Annotated in this window: 20 protein-coding genes; 9 read left to right on the forward strand and 11 right to left on the reverse strand. The window is 39.8% G+C overall.

Annotated features, from left to right (window positions below; all coding sequences use genetic code 11):
• Positions 1-5: 5 nt before the first annotated feature.
• The 9 genes from QZ375_RS08675 to QZ375_RS08715 all read left to right on the forward strand — a co-directional run bounded on the left by QZ375_RS08675 (position 6) and on the right by QZ375_RS08715 (position 5,225).
• Positions 6-791, forward strand: coding sequence for a ParA family protein (locus QZ375_RS08675; protein WP_295217971.1), 786 nt, complete (start codon positions 6-8; stop codon positions 789-791).
• Positions 788-1,153 (forward strand): hypothetical protein, encoded by a 366-nt coding sequence (locus tag QZ375_RS08680; RefSeq protein WP_295217973.1) that lies wholly within the window; start codon positions 788-790, stop codon positions 1,151-1,153. The genes QZ375_RS08675 and QZ375_RS08680 overlap by 4 nt, the downstream gene beginning before the upstream one ends.
• On the forward strand, positions 1,150-1,395 hold the full coding sequence (locus QZ375_RS08685) for a hypothetical protein (RefSeq protein WP_295217974.1): 246 nt from the start codon (positions 1,150-1,152) through the stop codon (positions 1,393-1,395). Before QZ375_RS08680 ends, QZ375_RS08685 begins: the two co-directional genes overlap by 4 nt.
• Complete coding sequence (locus QZ375_RS08690; RefSeq protein WP_295217976.1) at positions 1,385-2,062, forward strand: DUF5052 family protein; 678 nt, start codon at positions 1,385-1,387, stop codon at positions 2,060-2,062. Before QZ375_RS08685 ends, QZ375_RS08690 begins: the two co-directional genes overlap by 11 nt.
• A 23-nt stretch (positions 2,063-2,085) precedes the next feature.
• The gene (locus QZ375_RS08695) at positions 2,086-2,445 is read left to right on the forward strand and encodes a hypothetical protein (protein ID WP_295217978.1); all 360 of its coding nucleotides are present in this window, start codon (positions 2,086-2,088) and stop codon (positions 2,443-2,445) included.
• A gap of 21 nt (positions 2,446-2,466) precedes the next feature.
• Positions 2,467-3,411, forward strand: a complete 945-nt coding sequence (locus tag QZ375_RS08700) for a ParB/RepB/Spo0J family partition protein (protein ID WP_295217981.1) — start codon at positions 2,467-2,469, stop codon at positions 3,409-3,411.
• Positions 3,412-3,542: 131 nt separating this feature from the next.
• A complete protein-coding gene (locus QZ375_RS08705) occupies positions 3,543-4,403 on the forward strand; it encodes a hypothetical protein (protein ID WP_295217983.1) in 861 nt (286 codons plus the stop codon).
• A gap of 16 nt (positions 4,404-4,419) precedes the next feature.
• Entirely contained in the window at positions 4,420-4,824 is a 405-nt protein-coding gene (locus QZ375_RS08710) for a hypothetical protein (protein WP_295217985.1), read from the forward strand.
• Positions 4,825-4,919: 95 nt separating this feature from the next.
• Complete coding sequence (locus QZ375_RS08715) at positions 4,920-5,225, forward strand: hypothetical protein (RefSeq protein ID WP_295217986.1); 306 nt, start codon at positions 4,920-4,922, stop codon at positions 5,223-5,225.
• 46 nt (positions 5,226-5,271) lie between these two features.
• Here the strand turns inward: QZ375_RS08715 and QZ375_RS08720 are convergent, their stop codons facing one another.
• From QZ375_RS08720 to QZ375_RS08770, 11 genes are all read right to left on the reverse strand, one after another.
• Entirely contained in the window at positions 5,272-5,943 is a 672-nt protein-coding gene (locus tag QZ375_RS08720; RefSeq protein WP_295217988.1) for a type III toxin-antitoxin system ToxN/AbiQ family toxin, read from the reverse strand.
• A gap of 315 nt (positions 5,944-6,258) precedes the next feature.
• Positions 6,259-6,771 carry a hypothetical protein gene (locus QZ375_RS08725; protein WP_295217989.1) on the reverse strand — a complete coding sequence of 171 codons (513 nt, stop codon included), beginning with the start codon at positions 6,769-6,771 and terminating at the stop codon, positions 6,259-6,261.
• 351 nt (positions 6,772-7,122) lie between these two features.
• Positions 7,123-8,511, reverse strand: coding sequence for a hypothetical protein (locus tag QZ375_RS08730; protein WP_295217990.1), 1,389 nt, complete (start codon positions 8,509-8,511; stop codon positions 7,123-7,125).
• 10 nt (positions 8,512-8,521) lie between these two features.
• A complete protein-coding gene (locus tag QZ375_RS08735; RefSeq protein ID WP_295217992.1) occupies positions 8,522-10,081 on the reverse strand; it encodes a hypothetical protein in 1,560 nt (519 codons plus the stop codon).
• 112 nt (positions 10,082-10,193) lie between these two features.
• Positions 10,194-11,948, reverse strand: a complete 1,755-nt coding sequence (locus QZ375_RS08740; RefSeq protein WP_295217995.1) for a DUF4316 domain-containing protein — start codon at positions 11,946-11,948, stop codon at positions 10,194-10,196.
• Between the two features lie 32 nt (positions 11,949-11,980).
• Complete coding sequence (locus QZ375_RS08745; RefSeq protein ID WP_295217997.1) at positions 11,981-12,799, reverse strand: fibronectin type III; 819 nt, start codon at positions 12,797-12,799, stop codon at positions 11,981-11,983.
• Positions 12,800-12,804: 5 nt separating this feature from the next.
• Complete coding sequence (locus QZ375_RS08750; RefSeq protein ID WP_295217999.1) at positions 12,805-14,874, reverse strand: type IA DNA topoisomerase; 2,070 nt, start codon at positions 14,872-14,874, stop codon at positions 12,805-12,807.
• Between the two features lie 18 nt (positions 14,875-14,892).
• Entirely contained in the window at positions 14,893-15,102 is a 210-nt protein-coding gene (locus QZ375_RS08755) for a hypothetical protein (protein WP_295218001.1), read from the reverse strand.
• The gene (locus QZ375_RS08760) at positions 15,092-15,217 is read right to left on the reverse strand and encodes a hypothetical protein (RefSeq protein WP_295218003.1); all 126 of its coding nucleotides are present in this window, start codon (positions 15,215-15,217) and stop codon (positions 15,092-15,094) included. Before QZ375_RS08760 ends, QZ375_RS08755 begins: the two co-directional genes overlap by 11 nt.
• Before the next feature lie 2 nt (positions 15,218-15,219).
• The gene (locus QZ375_RS08765) at positions 15,220-15,987 is read right to left on the reverse strand and encodes a CD1107 family mobile element protein (RefSeq protein WP_295218005.1); all 768 of its coding nucleotides are present in this window, start codon (positions 15,985-15,987) and stop codon (positions 15,220-15,222) included.
• Positions 15,984-16,267 (reverse strand): hypothetical protein (locus tag QZ375_RS08770; protein ID WP_295218008.1); only part of this gene is annotated, 284 nt, incomplete at its 5' end. The genes QZ375_RS08770 and QZ375_RS08765, both read right to left, overlap by 4 nt.

A 16,267-nucleotide genomic window follows, 5' to 3' on the forward strand; every position in this document is an offset into this window, starting at 1 on the left:
TTATTATGGGAAAGGTAATTGCAATTTGTAATCAGAAAGGCGGCGTGGGGAAGACCACAACGTCATTTAATCTTGCTGCTGCATTATCGGCAAAAGGAAAGCGTGTGTTGCTGGTAGATTTAGACCCACAAGCGAATCTGACTGCTTATTTGGGTTATGATGGCGAAGGTACAACAATTACAAGTCTGATCGATGAGGTGACAGCTCAGAGTGTGGTTCAGCCGGAACAAGTGCAGCAGGGCATCTGTCGAAATCAGAAGTATGGTATGGATTTTATCCCGTCGGACATCAACCTTGCCAATGCAGAGATGCAGATGGTACCGGCACTTGCAAGAGAAAGCGTTGTAAAGCGGATTCTGTTGCCGGAAGTGACAGATGCATATGATTATGTGCTGGTGGACTGTTTGCCGTCCCTGGGCATTCTTCTGATCAATGCATTGGTTGCCGCAGATGAGATGATTATTCCTGTGCAGACGCAGAAATTTGCATTGGATGGTCTGGATTCTCTGATGCTATTATATCAGCAGATTCGTTCTATGGTAAATCCGAAATTGCATCTGCGAGGTATTCTTCCTACCATGGTAAATGATCGTACTACAATCAGCCAGAAGATTATGCAGCAGCTTGCAGTTCGTTATGATGGGCAGCTGTTTGAAACAGTGATTCATCATAGTGTTGAAGCGGCAAAAGCAGCAGCAGCTGGAAACATCATTGCTGTGCGGACAAAGTTGGGGGCAGAGTATGCTGCACTGGCTGAGGAAGTAGATTGTATGGAAGGGAAGCAGGAATGAATTATTTTGAAGATGTTAAGTGTATACTCCGTTGCATGGAAGCATTTCACAAGGACACAGGGCAGCCTGAAATGAAACGATATGCCGATTCGTTAATACAGCTTCTGGAGGTTATGCGAGCAATCCAGAACGTTGCCTTTGATCAAACGGATATTTTGGAGAAATTTGACTATGTGGATGTGAAAGATTGGCTGCTTTGCGACTGGATAGAGACGTTTCCGGAGACAGATGAAGAAACATGGAAAAAGCTAAACACTTGTGATTACAGCGCATGGGGGTATGATTCTCCAGAGGATTATTGGAGAATAATTGAGAACTTCTGCTCCAGTGGGGAAGAAGTGTTATCGGAGGAATCAAAATGAGAGCATATTTTAAAGTAGCAAACCTTGCAAAAGATAAAGATGGAAATCCTGATTATGCAGGTGTAAAAATTACATTTAATGACGATGATACCAAGGATGCAATTTATTCTACACCAGAACAGAAAGAGAAAATGATACAAAGCATAGCTGATTTTTTTCCTTGTTGTAATGGAGATGTAATACTTATTTCTGGAGAGGAATATGAAGCACTTTATGGGAAGGATGATGATAATGACAATTAAAAAGGTTGCAAGCATAATTCTATGTACTGCTGTCGCTATCAATTTTGGAGGTTGTATTGACTATGACAGTTCTGTCAGTCTCAATGCAGACCCGACAACCACATTCCAGTTTGAAGCGTTGCTATATGACAACATGGGAAATAATTATGTGACTTTCAAAGGAAATAGCTTTGATATTACGCCCAACAAAGTGAAACAGTGGGGATACGATACTGATGGTTCCTGGATAAGTTGGTATGAAACAAGTTCTGTTGTTTCTATTAAAATAGATGGAAACTATGTTCAGACCTGTGGAAGCTCTGTGATTTTCAAAGATTCACGCCTTGAAATCATGCCATTGGAAGAAGATATTGGCGTTGTGGGAAGTTCTGACGAATCCGGTTATTCTGTAGATGTTTCTGATAATGGTCTTATCAACTATTTTGCATTGACGAACTGGTGGTATGACACCCATGAGAATGGTCAAGGCGGTGAAAGGATTGCATTGATTCAATCACAGGATGGCTACAATATTGGAATTGTTGAAGGAAATGATGTTACGTGGGAGATTGCAGAAAAGCTGCCTAAAACAACACTTGTTACAGTTGACGGTATGCCGTTATATATACATAGATGCAATTTCACCATTATTGATACTGCGTTATTTGAAAAGGCTATTATGGAATGAACATATTTATGAGGTGGTCGCATATGAGAAATGTAAATCTTGGGGACATTTTAGGGATTATCTTAGGTTTATCAGCTGTTATCGTTTCGGCTTCTATGCTTATAAAAATGAGTAAGCCGCTGAAAGCGGAAGGAGAAGCCATAGATTCAGCGTATTCTGGAGAAATTGTCGATAAGGAATTAATAAATGCATCAAAAGGCATTTTTACTTACAAGGAAACGGAATATCGTATTACCATTAATGTAGAGTATGAGTACGAAGGTGAAACAAAAAACACTACAAAATACTTTACTGTAGACAAAGAAACGTATTCAGCTTATGATATTGGCGATTGGTTCGACAGCCATAATTTAAAAAATACAAAAGTTCTATATTATGATTGAGTAGAAAAGGAGGAGCGTCAAATGACAGCATTTAATCTTGGAGCAATGCTTAGTACGCCCAACAATAGCAATGTTCTGATACAACAGATCCCGATAGAAATGCTTAAACCCTATCACGATCACAAATTTCAGCTGTACAGCGGAGAACGTTTGGATGATATGGTAGAAAGCGTAAAGACAAACGGTATCCTGGTTCCTATCATTGTTCAGCCGTTGCCATCTGGAAAATACGAAATTCTGATTGGTCATAACCGATGGAATGCATCTAAGCTTGCTGGAAAGCTCACAGTTCCGGCAATCGTGAAGAACGGTTTGTCTGAGGAAGAAGCGGAGATGTATGTGGTTGAAAGTAATCTTATGCAGCGTGGCTTCGATAATCTTCGGATCTCAGAACAAGCAGAAGTGCTGCGAATGCGTCATGATAAGATGTTTTCACAGGGAAAACGGAATGACATCATCCGGGAATTGCAGCAGTTAGAAGGAAATACGCCGGAAGAAAATACTTCTTCCCCAGTGGAGAAGAAGTTGACAACGGAGATTGTCGGCGAAGAATACGGTATGAGTCGTAATTCTGTTGCAAGGCTGCTGAGAATCAGTAAATTAAATGATACTATGAAAGAATGGGTTGATACAAAATCAGTATCCATTCGTGCAGCCGTAGATATTTCCTATCTGACATATGAGGAACAAGATCTGCTTTGCGAAATTGCTGTACCAACTATGCTGCAAATGAAAACAGCGGAATTATTAAAAACATATTCCAAGGCAGGAACACTTACCAGAGAAAAAATGCAGCAGATTCTCTCAGGCAATTTGCTGCAACGAGAATCCAAACTAAAACCGGTGAAAATACCATATGACGCATATCATCGCTTTTTTGCCGAGAATACAAAACCAGAGGAAATTGCAGAAACCATCGAAAATGCATTGGAATACTATTTTTCGGCAAATCGTGTCGAAGTTTGATGTAATTAGTATAATTTTATCGAACACGCTCGAAAAGTTATGTTCCATTGCAATTGCCTTTTGTGAATTCACATGGTATAATGTAATTGTAGTATTATGCGTTATAACAAGTTTAAGGAGAGAGAAAAGATATGAAAATGAAACAGTGGATCGCAGTAGTAAGTGGTGTATGTGCAATGCTGTCTATGCAAATGACAGCGTTTGCAGAAGCAGACCGGGAAGCATTGAAAACTGCGCTCGTTGAGTATGAGTGGAGAAACTATACATTACCGGAAACCCGTGCAAAGGGAATTGAAAACAATGCAGATTTAGCGTGGATTTATACCTCGCTGGATGAGTTTTTCAACGATTATTGCGAAGACAATGTGCTTAGTGATCCCCTAAGCCTCATTGATGTAGATTCAGATTATAGTGTCCGTAATTTTTTTGATGATTGGACAGACTTTCTGGATGACTGGATGGAAGAAAAAGAAGAACTTTATGGAGAATTTTCTGTTGCGGATGCAGGGGATTCATTTCAGATTGTAGATGCTGCTGGAAATGCGGTGGAAGCCTTTGACAAGCTGTATCAGTATATGTATTTGAATGATGAAATGTCGGAGGAAGATAAGGAGTTCTATCTGAATGAAAACGGCGGTATGTCCGAGGATTACAATAGTGGAATCATAGATGGTGATGCAAACTCTGTTGATGGGAATACATACAATGACGGGCTTGGAAATGTAGACGATGCAGCGAATAATGCAGCTGAAACAACGGTGAATTCCAATCATGGGAATAACACAGCAGCAGACAATGCAAATGTCAACGATGGAAATGCAGCAGCATATGCATTTTCTGAAACAACGGAGGAAACTACAGAAGCACCAACAGAGGCAACTGAGGAGACCGAAAAGGGAAGTGCTGTACCATATGTTGTTGGTGGTGTTATAGTTGTAGTAGCGGTAGGTGCTGGTGGATATTTCTTTTATAAAAAGAAAAAAGGTGTCTGAATAGGAGGGCTTTTGGATGGAAACGAATGCAAACGTGAAACTGAATACGGAAGAGCTGCGGGAAATTTCGCAGATTACCAGTTGGGATGAATCCATTTTGAAAGAATTGCCGGAAAAATATCAGACGGAATTGATGTTTTCTTTGGAGTTTGGTGCATATGATGAGCTGTACCAAATTGCAGAAGAAGGCTTTGAAGAATATTTGTTGTGTCAGATTTCCGATTTTATGGGCATTCCTGCGGATGAACTGCGAAAGTATGGCAAGGATTGTACAGGACAATTGAGTGCGGCATATGAATTTTCTCATGACTTACCGGATAGCTCTGAAGAGAGACTGCGTCAGGAGCTAATGCGGATAATTGCAGATTATAAAGAAGGAGGAAATCCGAATGATGCTGGATTCCACAATGATGGTGTATGATATGAATACTTCTGAATATGTTCCTAAGTGGCGGTTAGAAGAGTGCGCTGAGGGGAAAGATCGGTTACCAGATTCATTATTTTAATGACTGGAAGATGAAGTATCGCATTGCTGCGGAAAGCGACCGTTATATTAACGCACATTTGCGTTATCTGATGGACTTTCATCCACAGCGCATCACGGAGTATTTGAACAATGGCACGCTGTATTTGTACATGAAACGGTTGGGGCGAAAGACGCATCAGGTTGTGGATGATCAGGTGGAAGCTTGGCAGGAAACAGATCGTGAATATCGCCTTGCCAAAGAAAATGGTGATTTTCAGCAGGAAGTTGGTCTTCTATATAACTTGATTGCACGGGCGGAGGAAATTATGTATCCGGCAGTGATCTACACATCGTAAAAAAGCAGCCTTGGCTTCCACTTTATGGGGGAAACCAAGGCTGCTTTTATAATTCTTGATTATGTTTTTTCTTTTTGGACTGCTGGTTGTCAGGGTCAGACTTCTGGCTTTTAGGCTGAACTTTTTTCGATTGTTCTCTGGTGAAGGTGAATCGATTTGGTGTATGTAATTGTTCTGCGCTGCGAGATAAGCGCTTTTCTAAAACGGTTTCGAGCTTTTTGAAATCACAGCAACGGCGAGTGAGGTTGCGATCTTTTTCAGGCGTCAGAGTTACCTTTTTATATAGCTTATTAGCTCTATTGCTAATAACTGAGACATTGTCTCTGCACCATTTCAATTCATTAATTAACAACTGCTTTGCGGGATTGCTCAATTTTGAATTTGTAGAAAAGTCCACTTTTGAAATTACTTCATCAGATACAGGTATCATATTGTTAAGATTAAGAATACCAATTGTACGTGGTGCACCTTTTTCATCTTTAAGTTTAGGGTCGGGTATTTTTATAAAATCTTCTTTTGATTTTACTTTAAATTTATCTTTCGGACTTGTAAGTGGAATGCAGTATTTTTTTTCATTTGCAATGACAACAACGCCTATAAATGGTCGCATTTCTTTCCCAACTTGTGGTGAAATTGACATCACTCTGCTGTCTGCTTTTGATAAATCACGAACATATTTCAAATCAACCATATATGCATTCAAGAATTTTTGTTCCATATGTTTTTCTCCTATTATTAAAAGAGCCGTGCGTTTTGCACGGCTCTATCCTATTTCGCTCGGTAGGGCTCCCGGCTTTTATCGTTCCCATTTATTTATACTGGTAGGGTTCCCATCTTTAATCGATCCCATTTATTTATACTGGTAGGGCTCCCATCTTTAATCGCTCCCATTTTCGCACGGCAAGGAAACCGCTGTAAGCAGATTGCTTACGTTAATTATATTATATCCGATTTTTTCGAGAATGTCAATACCAAAATCGGATTTTTACAGAAAAAATTTACCGTACAAACTTTGTTTCCGATGAATACAAAGTTAAATGTCCCTTTGATTTCTGTTGTATGGCTGTATGGTTCGATTAAGCTCTTTGTTCTTTTCTCTCAATTCTTCATTCTCCTGTTCCAGTCGGTTTATTTGAGAATTAAGATTATTCACATCTGATGTTAAGCGTTGCCAGCTTTCAATAAATAACTTAAAATCTTCAATAGCTTCAGCCATATTATGTTGCTCAACAGTGAAGTTACGAATACGTTTTTCTTCTTCCATATAACGTCTTTCGGCAACATCGATCTCTTTCTGAAGCATATTCTGCAAATCGGCGTGCTGGGCAGTTAAGGTTTTATCATTGATAGTTCTACCAATTTCATCAGAGATACTTTCGCAATACTTTTTTTGAGAATCTTTAAGCTTTGACACGCTTTTTGATAATGACTTAATGCTATCCGAATTTTTGTTTATCTGAGATTTCCGACTTATAAACAAGGTAACTACACAAGACAGTGCAGCAGGGATAACAGCGGCTAATAAAGTAACCCACCAAGGTGTCATTTCACCACTCCCGATACATAAAAATATGGTGAAGAAAGTTATATAAATGCAATTTACAAATAAATTGACTACAATATACTTCTTCAATTAACTCACTCCCAGTTTATCATATTAAGTTGCTTTTGTCAAATATCAGATTACTATACCGTCCTTCCTTTACCTTTACTGTTATCTTTTTTGCTCCTATGGCTGCCTGATCAAACTCTTTGGTAAGGTACTCCATATACTACGATTTTGCGTTCAACTCACCTCGAATATTGTAGTCATATTCGATTTTAAGAAGCTTTTTTTTGAAGCTTTAATTTACCTATGATCACTTGAAAAGCCGCTTAAAACGAATTCTGGTTGCTCTCAACCTACTTCTGGATTGTTTTTTCCTTTCTGTTTTTGTTTACTTGCCTCTTTAGGCACCTGTTGTGCCAATTTCCGAAGCCTTGCCATATCAAAATAGAAAGTTTGCTGTATTTTGTTGCCCTCTGCTGCTTTGTCATTTAATTTGGATTTTTCTGCAAGCTCAGCACCGCTGGTAAATGGTTTGGATAATTCTTGTTCAGCCATTCTGTCATGATGCTTCGTAAAGAAGTCTTGGATTTTTCCCATATCATAAGTTTCATAAACCTGGATTAGGCTATGTATTTCCTTGGCAGTGTAACTCTCATCCAGTTCAGAAAGCATCTCATGAGGTAGATCAGACTGAATGGCTTGAAATAAAGCAGCCTTTTGATCATCTTGATAATGGTGCCCTCTCACAATGGAATGCAGTGTGATATTAGCTTCAAATTGTGCTTTCATTTGTTTTAGTTCTTCCAGTCGCTCGTTGTGTGGAGCAAGTTGATCGGAAATTGATTGGGAATGATATGCAATAAACAAGTCGCTGATTTCATTCAACTGCTGTTCAGTGTATTCTGGATTAAGGAAATCCATATAATTTAGCAATATAGAACCTTCAGCTTCATGAGCAGCACAGAATGAAATAAGAGGCTCTAATGTTTGTGTTTGCTGTTCAGAAAATCCAGCTTCTTGCAGATCTTTATGAATCTCAGAAAGGTTTTTTGCGAGAATCAATTCCTGATAAAAACGACTTGCATCTTTTTGTGCAATAGAAAAAACGCCATAATCATTCGCATCTGTATGAACAGAATAAGTGATGCCAGATTTGTTCAAAAAAGGCTGAATAGCATCCAGTTCTTTTTGTGGTAAATTGGGCAGGGAAATTGTGATGGTTTCCTGTTCTGCGGCTTGCCTGTGTTGTTCTTGACGCTGTGCAGCAATTTGATTGTAAATATTTAGAACAAGTTCCTGATCAGCATTATTTACCGTAATAGTCCCTCTTTTATGTGTGTAAATTCGTCCAGAAAAAGAAATACCCTGTTCTTCAAGCTGCTTTGCTGCTTGCAGAAGAATGTCTGTACTTCCACGAATATAATTTTTATCTGGAATGTCATAATAATTTGTGTTGCCTATGATGTTAAAACTTGGTGGGATATAGCGTTTGGTTTCGGAAATCCAGTGAATCCGAGATGCAGTTTCTTTCCCAAGAAGATTTTGGATTTCCTGACTATCGCTGTAGTTTATGACCATTTTGACCTTGCCGTTTTTCTCAGCGGCATAGTAGTTCATCTGGTAACGCTCTAACTGTTGTTGCAGCGTGTGAAAAGCGTCTTTGTCCATGAGCAATGTTGCTTTTCGAATACTGGGCGTAGCAGTATTCCAGATTTGGTTTCCGTAGTATTCCATCATGCCTCCCATATCACTCTAAAGATGTTTCTTTTTTATGTTGCTTTGTGACTTTCGGCTGTTCTGCTTGTTTTTCATGCCGTTTTTGCCCCTCTTTTTGTGATTGCCCACGTGTGATGCGGAATTCACGGCTGGGTGTTTTACGGTTTTGAAAAATTTGCATTGCCTTTGCATCGGATTTGTCAATTGTAACAGCTGCTTTCCCGTCAGTTCGCTGCACTGCGGAAAAATGACATCCGGCATTTTGCAATTCCTGCATATACGATTTTGCCTCTGGCAAGGGCAGTATTGAGATATGTCGATTTACACGAGGAAGTGAATGATAAAATTCAGGATTGACTTTACTCATTGTTTCGTTGCTGGCTTTATTGGTATGTGCAGTTTGAATCGCTGCTGCATTTACAGCTTCATCGAGCTTGCGCTCATCTGTTTTATGTACTGTAATTGCGGTCATACCCTGTGCCCTGCGAACAGCGGAAACGGGAATGTTAGTATCTGAAAGCTGCTGAATCGCTTTGTTCGCAACTGTATCCGGCATGATTTTTGTACACCTGTCATTCGAGGAAAGGGACTGATAATATTCTGGATTTAGCTTTTCAATAGAATTCTTTTTTGGAGAACTGTTCTGATGAAATTGCTCTGACTTCTGCTCCACTGGGGCAGAAGTTTTTTGCTGCTCCTGCACAGTTTCTTTTTGCAGCATGTCAAGCGAACACTTGACATTTTGCGTGGAATATGCTATACTATTATCAAAGCAGATCGCTGAAGACGCCTGGGGTAATTGGCATCCTATGACCGTAGTCAGTGCTTCTGCTTTTTCTTTGTTATAAGCAAGAATCTGATTGTTTTTGATGGCATTTTGCAAATAATTCTGAATGTTATTTTTGCCATATATACTTGCAATTTTGTTTACGATTCCTTTTTTGCCGTTTACATCAATAGAGATAGGTACAATAATGTGTTTTCCTTTTTTGTCTTGCAGTTCTGTTATTGCTACAACAGTTCCTTTTTTTGAGCCAGAACAAATCATGATAGGATTTCTTAGATGCTCTGGAAGTTGTTTTAATACGTCAACTGCAATGTTATGACCTTCTGTATGATCTTTTCTTTTGACATTTTCACTGTTGAGACTGTTTTGCACAACACTTTGGTTTATCGTTAAAATTTCAGCTGTTGCACCTACTACGTATAGTATGTTTGGTGTTGTTCCCACAGTGATCGACTCAGAGTTGTTTAGCTGTGCATTTAGGAATTTGTCCAATTGATTGATAAATGCCATGTCTTCCACTTGGTTCTGTTGAATTTTCTCTGACATAGCCAATATGTCGGTTTCGTTCACAGTGATTGTTGCTTTTTCTGGAGTTGGCAATGTGAATTCCGGCTGAATGGGTTCTACCTTGCCGTTTGTCAGCTGGTATCCTTTTTCTTCCAAGGCTTTAATCAATTCTTCAGGCACTTTTCCCATAAGTCTGAGGTCTGTATCCACAACGAATTGCAGCTGTTCTTGTTCTGTCCATTGGGATGCATCACCTTGTAAGGTGTGTCCGTCTTCGTTTTGCGTTTTGACTGGCATGGTGATTCTCCTGTTCAAAATATAGATTGATATACTTCTGAAAAAGCTGATGAATGTGTTCTCCAGGAGCAATTGTAGCCTGGCAGACTGAAACATTTATCAGCTTTTTGTATTATTTTTTTATTTCGTCTCGCTGTTTTTCTTTTTCCGGGGGATTGGAGGGAATATCATGAACCTTCGCAGCTAAAGCTTTCATGTTGCTTCTGGAAAAAGAAAATCCTGTTTTCTTTGGTTTTTCCTGTTCTGGTTCAGGTTTCACTTTTTCATTATTGAGAACGCCATCAATCATATTTGCATTGGTTTCGGTCATTTCTTCTACGGAACGAAGGTGGTTTTTTGCGGCAGAACTTGCTATTTCACCAAGAGGCATTTCTTGTGAATGCTCGTGTTTTCGATTGTCAGAATCTGCTTCTTTTGCAGAGACAACAGGAGATTTTTCCTTTTCTGTTTGATGTTCTTCAAGATCCCGTTTTGTTTCATAATTTGGGTTGATGATGCAAGTGAGTGTTTCTTGTAGTGTTGCTGGGTCTGCAAAATAATTGGCTGTATACATATTTTTTAGCATCATCTGAATATCTTGTGGTTTGCTTTCAATTTCTGAAACAGACATGTTCAGAATGCCTGCAATTTCAGGCATAAGAGATTGGTCGGGCTTCTGATCCGGCGTGGAGATTGCTATTTCCGGCAAAAAGTCTACATTGCTGATACAAACTTGTTCTGCAAGGACAGGCATTTCAGTTTTCCCGGTTTCTGCTGCTTCTTTCAACTGATGTTCGGTTTTCAAAATGATATTGTCAAGAATAATATCCGGTTGTTGCATATAAGGTTTTGTCACACCGTGAAGCCTGTCCAGCTTTGCGGTGATTTTTTGTTTCTTTTCCTTTTGTGCATTAATTTTTTGATGGATTTTCAATTTATCAGCTGCGCTGTCTGTTTCCATATATCTTTGAGAAAGTGCAGAAATTTTTTGATTACAGGTATCCGCTTTATAGGTCAGTGTCTGTGATGTTGCCTGATGCAGCCCATCCATTGCCTGTGCAAACTCCTGTCTTCTTTCAGTATTGTTGGGAATACCAAAACTTTTGATAAGTTGATTCATACTGCGACAGCGATTCATTTTGCATTGGGTAATAGCACTTTTTCTGTCGATGCTGCTAATCTTATTGGTATGCCTTTGAATTTTTGCTTGATGTGCTGGTATCTTTTCCTTTTGTATTTTTGCAATTTTCTGTTCGTTGCGGCGAATCGTAGATTCTACCAAAGCTCTTACACCTGGAATATTTGTATCTTGAAAGAGCGATTTCAGCATTTGATTGGTGTTCGCAAGATGTTCTGCCTTGGCAGAAAGCCTGTCTATTTTTGCATGGTTATTTGCGATCTTGTCTTCAAGAACAGCACGTTTTTCAGCAAGCGATTCCAGTTTTCCGGCGTGTTTCACCATCTTTGCATGCAAAATAGGAAGCAGATGTTCTGGTTTGGGTTCAGAAGATTCCAGTGATGCTGTTAAGTCAGATTTTTGTGGCAGATTTTTATCTTCCTGAGATTGCTTTGTATTTTGCGTCTGTTCTTCAAGCTGCTTTTGTCGTTGTTGAAGTTCCTCAACCAGTTTTTGCAGTTCTTCCAGTGACTGTTGTGCAGCTGGTGCTTCCTGTTTAGGGACAGCGGCAGCATCGTTCAAAACATGATTGATTTTCTCCCAATCATTTTTGGAGAAATTCAATGTCAGTTTAGTATCGTCATACCGCCCAAAAAAAGGAATATTCTCTTGTGTCAGCTTAGAAATAATGTCCTGTGCTTTTTTAGTATCAACAGTGACAAATTGCCGGTTCTCTATTTTTTTGAAGTCAATGTTTCCAACAGTAGTCATAAGCATTTCCTTTCAGCATATGTGAAACTATATTAGTATGCAATGGTGTCTCCATAATTGATTTTCTGGATGGATTTGATGTTATCAAAATTCAGTCCAGACCAGTTAAATGAACCGTAATTTCCGGTAAAATGCACACATCTGGGAAGATATCCGTTTGCATGAATGAACTCTACAATGCATTTTCCGCCATAGCCGAAGGGATGATAGGAAACATCCCCTTTGCTGTCGCACAGCTTTACTGTAAATTGTGTGCCATTTTCCAGTTCAATTAAAAAACGATCATTGCAATAACCATACCTGGTACCCATAGCGACACAGTAATCACCGTATTCATCTCGCATGATTCCAGTGTTTGTAACAGGATCCGGAATGCAACCCTGAATTGCAGACCATGACGGATTACGTGTCAATCCGGCGGCACTTTCATAAGCGAAGCAATTTGTCCAACCGTCTTCATACGGAAATTCTTCAATGACTTCTACCTGTTCTGTTTTGGCATATGTACTTGTTGATTGAATTTTTGCATTTTCACCGTCTGATAGCATAGGCTTGACAGTAATTTTATAGGAAGAATTTTCTCGTAACCCTGTGATATAACAAAGTGCATTGGACTTAAACTCAAAATACATATTGTCTACATATCCTGTATCAGGATTGACAGTAGCACAGATCACCTCATAGTCACGATTGTCCTCAGCATCCCATTCGACTTTGATACAGGATACAGAAATTGTTGAAGTTCGTAAATTGTCAATGCTGATTATGGGAGGAGTTGTAGGCTCAGGTGTTGTCAAACGAAGCGCAAGGAGTGTTCCAAGTGATACCGAGGATATAATTTTTGGAATCATAAAGCTTACTTCTTTCTGGGCGGAAATTCAAATCCGGTGGTGTTGTCATCTTTTAGGATGACATGGGCATCAAATTCTTTTCCAGCTTTGCTTTTGAATCCCTTGATCAAATCCGTTTTTCTTTTTTCCAGCAGCTTTTTCGCCTGTGTTTCTGAGATGCTTTTTCCGCATATGTTTTTCCAGATGATAAAGCCGCATCCATTTTTACCAGACTCGCAAGAATATGACTTCTGCCAAACAACTACTTTTTTACCGCACTTTGGACACTTTCCGATTGTGTTGTGCTTCTTCTGAAATGCTGCATTTTCTGCGGTGCTGCTGTATTTGCTTGTAATGTTGCAAATAAAGCTTTCTATATCATGCATGAATTCTGAATCAGTACATGTCCCTTTTTCCATGTCTTGCAGCTTTGTTTCCCAATCAGCTGTAAGCTTTGCTGATTTTACTTCATGGGGAACAACGGCAATTAAATTGATTCCCTTTTCCGTAGGGAAGATCTGCTTCTTTTTTCGTTCGATGAATTCTCGTTTGACAAGTGTTTCAAGGATTGCAGCACGTGTGGCTGGTGTTCCAAGACCTTTCTTTTCTACATCTGCATTTTCCTCATACGCATCATTTCCAGCAGTTTCCATTGCTTTCAACAGTGTATCTTCGGTATACGGTTTTGGCGGACTTGTCCAATGTTCCGCTGTGGAAGCGGAAACATTTTCAAATGTCTGCCCCTGTGCAAGTTCTGGCAAGGCTTTTCCATCATCTGAATTTTCCTCAGAAGTTTCACCTTTCAATCTGGATTTGATTTGAGATTCAAGTGCCTTCCAGCCGGATTCTGTCACTGTTTTTCCTGTTGCGGTAAAGATGTGACTTTCGCAGGATACTGTAGCCTTAATAGCTTCATAGCGGTGCGGATCGGCTGTTGCCAGAATCAATTTAGAGGCGATCAGGAAAAGGATATTGCGTTCTCCATCGGGTAAATCAGCCAGATTCTTTTTTTCAATTTCCACAGTTGGAATGATGGCGTGGTGGTCGGATACCTTTGCATTATTGATGCAGCGTTTTACATTCGGCTGCAACAAAATGCCTTGACAGCAGGGAATAGCGTTGCATATGGTTTGTACCATCTCTGAAGCTGTTTGTTCCATGTCTTCGGTTAAAAACTGGCTATCCGTTCTTGGATAGGTAACCAGCTTTTGCTCATAAAGCGATTGTGTGTAATCCAGTGTTTGCTGTGCTGTGTATCCATATTGTCGGTTAGCTTCACGCTGTAACGTGGTCAGATCATATAACTTCGGAGGGTTAACAGTTTTCATTTCTTTTTGAACTTCTGCCACGGAAGCTATTTTTCCATTACAAGTGTTTGCAATGGATGTTGCAGTATTTTCATCATCCATTCGTTCTGAAGATGCAACGAAATCTCCGCAATTCAGTTCCACAGTAAAGAATTTCTGTTTCACGAAGTTTTTTACATCATAATCACGTTGTACAATCATGGCAAGTGTAGGTGTCTGTACACGTCCAATAGAAAGCAAAGTGTTGTAGCGACAGCTGAACAAACGTGTTCCGTTCATTCCTACAAGCCAATCGGCTTTTGCACGGCAAAGACCGGCAGCATACAGATTGTCGTAATCGCTGTCAGGACGAAGATTAGAAAAGCCATCTCTTATTGCCTTGTCTTCCATAGAGGAGATCCAGAGACGTTTACAAGGCTTTTGACAGCCAATCTTGTGATAGACGTAGCGGAAGATACACTCTCCCTCTCGTCCGGCATCTGTAGCGCAAATCAGTTCATCTACACGAGTATCCCCCATGAGTTTTTTGATGACTTGAAACTGCTTTTCTGTGGACTTAGAAACAACAAATTTCCATTCCTGCGGCAGAATCGGAAGTGTTTCAAAGTTCCAATGACCACTGTACTTTTCATCATATTGTTCAGGATTTGCAAGCCCTACCAGATGACCAATGCACCATGTGACAATATATCCATTTCCTTCAAGGTATCCATCTCGTTTTTCCTTGGCACCAATGACAGAAGCAATAGAACGTCCGACGCTGGGCTTTTCGGCAATTACCAACTGCATAAATTTATGACCTACCTTTCACTTCTGCTCCAGTGGGGCAGAAGTTGTTTTTCTTTTCCATATTTCTCTCAGCATAATGTTTTCTGAAAGTTGATTTCGATATTCTTCATGTAATTGTGCGTTTTCTGCCCTCAAGCAAGCAATTTGCTTATAAGCGAAAAATGTTATTGCTGTAAATGCACTGAGAATACCGGCAATCGTATAAACAGCAGCATAATTACACTTCATCAGAGAATTCCTCATCACAAAATGCAGCTGCATTTTTTTCGCCTTTTTTTGAAAGGAACCAAAGTAGTCCTAATGTCGCAGCGATAACTGTACTTATAATCATCAGCTTTTTCATAGTTACATCTCCTCATCGCTATCGTCGTACTCGTCAAAGTCTAGATCGTCATCTTGTACAGCAGAATTCTTTTTCTTTCCAGGACGGATTTTCAGGAAATAGAATGCTGCGGCACCACCGATCACAACAACACCACCTATCAGAAGCAGCATATTAGAATTGCCGCTGCTCTTTTGGGGCGCAGTACCAGAAACAGTCGTTGTTGTATCAGCACTATTATTTTCTTCTGATGCATCGGTACTCTTTGTGTTGTTGGCTGAAGCAGAGGAACCGGATGCAGCTTGATTTTCATAACCTTCCAATGCACTTCCATCTGAGGAATCGTCTGCATAGAGTAAAGAATAAAGGTCATAGTCATCGACCTTATTCAAGAAATAAACCACATTCTCACCGCCATTTTCCGCAGCAGATGTGTAGTCGATCAGAATATAGAAGACGTTCCCATCCTTGGTGGTGACAGAGATGAACTGCATTTCATCTGAATTGTAGATAATGCTCTGATTTTCAATCAGCGAAGCATTTCCCTCTGTGTCGTAATAATCATCCTCATAATAATCAATAGCGGAATTTTCCTCTTGCTTGGAGGATTCCTCTGTACTTTCTTCATTGGTGTAAGAATCAATCAGTTCTTCCACCATCTCGTCTGAAATAACACTGCTTTCTTCCAGGGATTCCTGTGTGCCGCTTTCTTCTGCGAAAGCTGGCATAGCGGTTAAACTTGCAGCTGTTAATATTACTGCGGCAATTGCCGCAAACCATGATTTTTTCATAAAGTGTTCCTCTCTTTCATATCCGAAGTGGTTTCTGCTACAGGCTCTTTTGCACTTGGTGCAAGCAGCTCGTTAATGTCTTCAAATGTGATGCCGGCATCTCTCAATTTCTGTCCCAATTCCAGATCGCCGCAGACCACTTCCAAGGACAATTTGTTTTTACGTATCATGCTGAAAATCTCAGCGTTTTCAATCTCACTGATCTGATGCAGCAAATTTTTTCGGTCTAAGGAAACACTGATTAAATCTTCCCATTGAGCTACAAATATGGTATAATAGA

It is taken from the genome of Ruminococcus sp. (assembly GCF_019417665.1).
Classification (GTDB): domain Bacteria; phylum Bacillota; class Clostridia; order Oscillospirales; family Ruminococcaceae; genus Ruminococcus_C.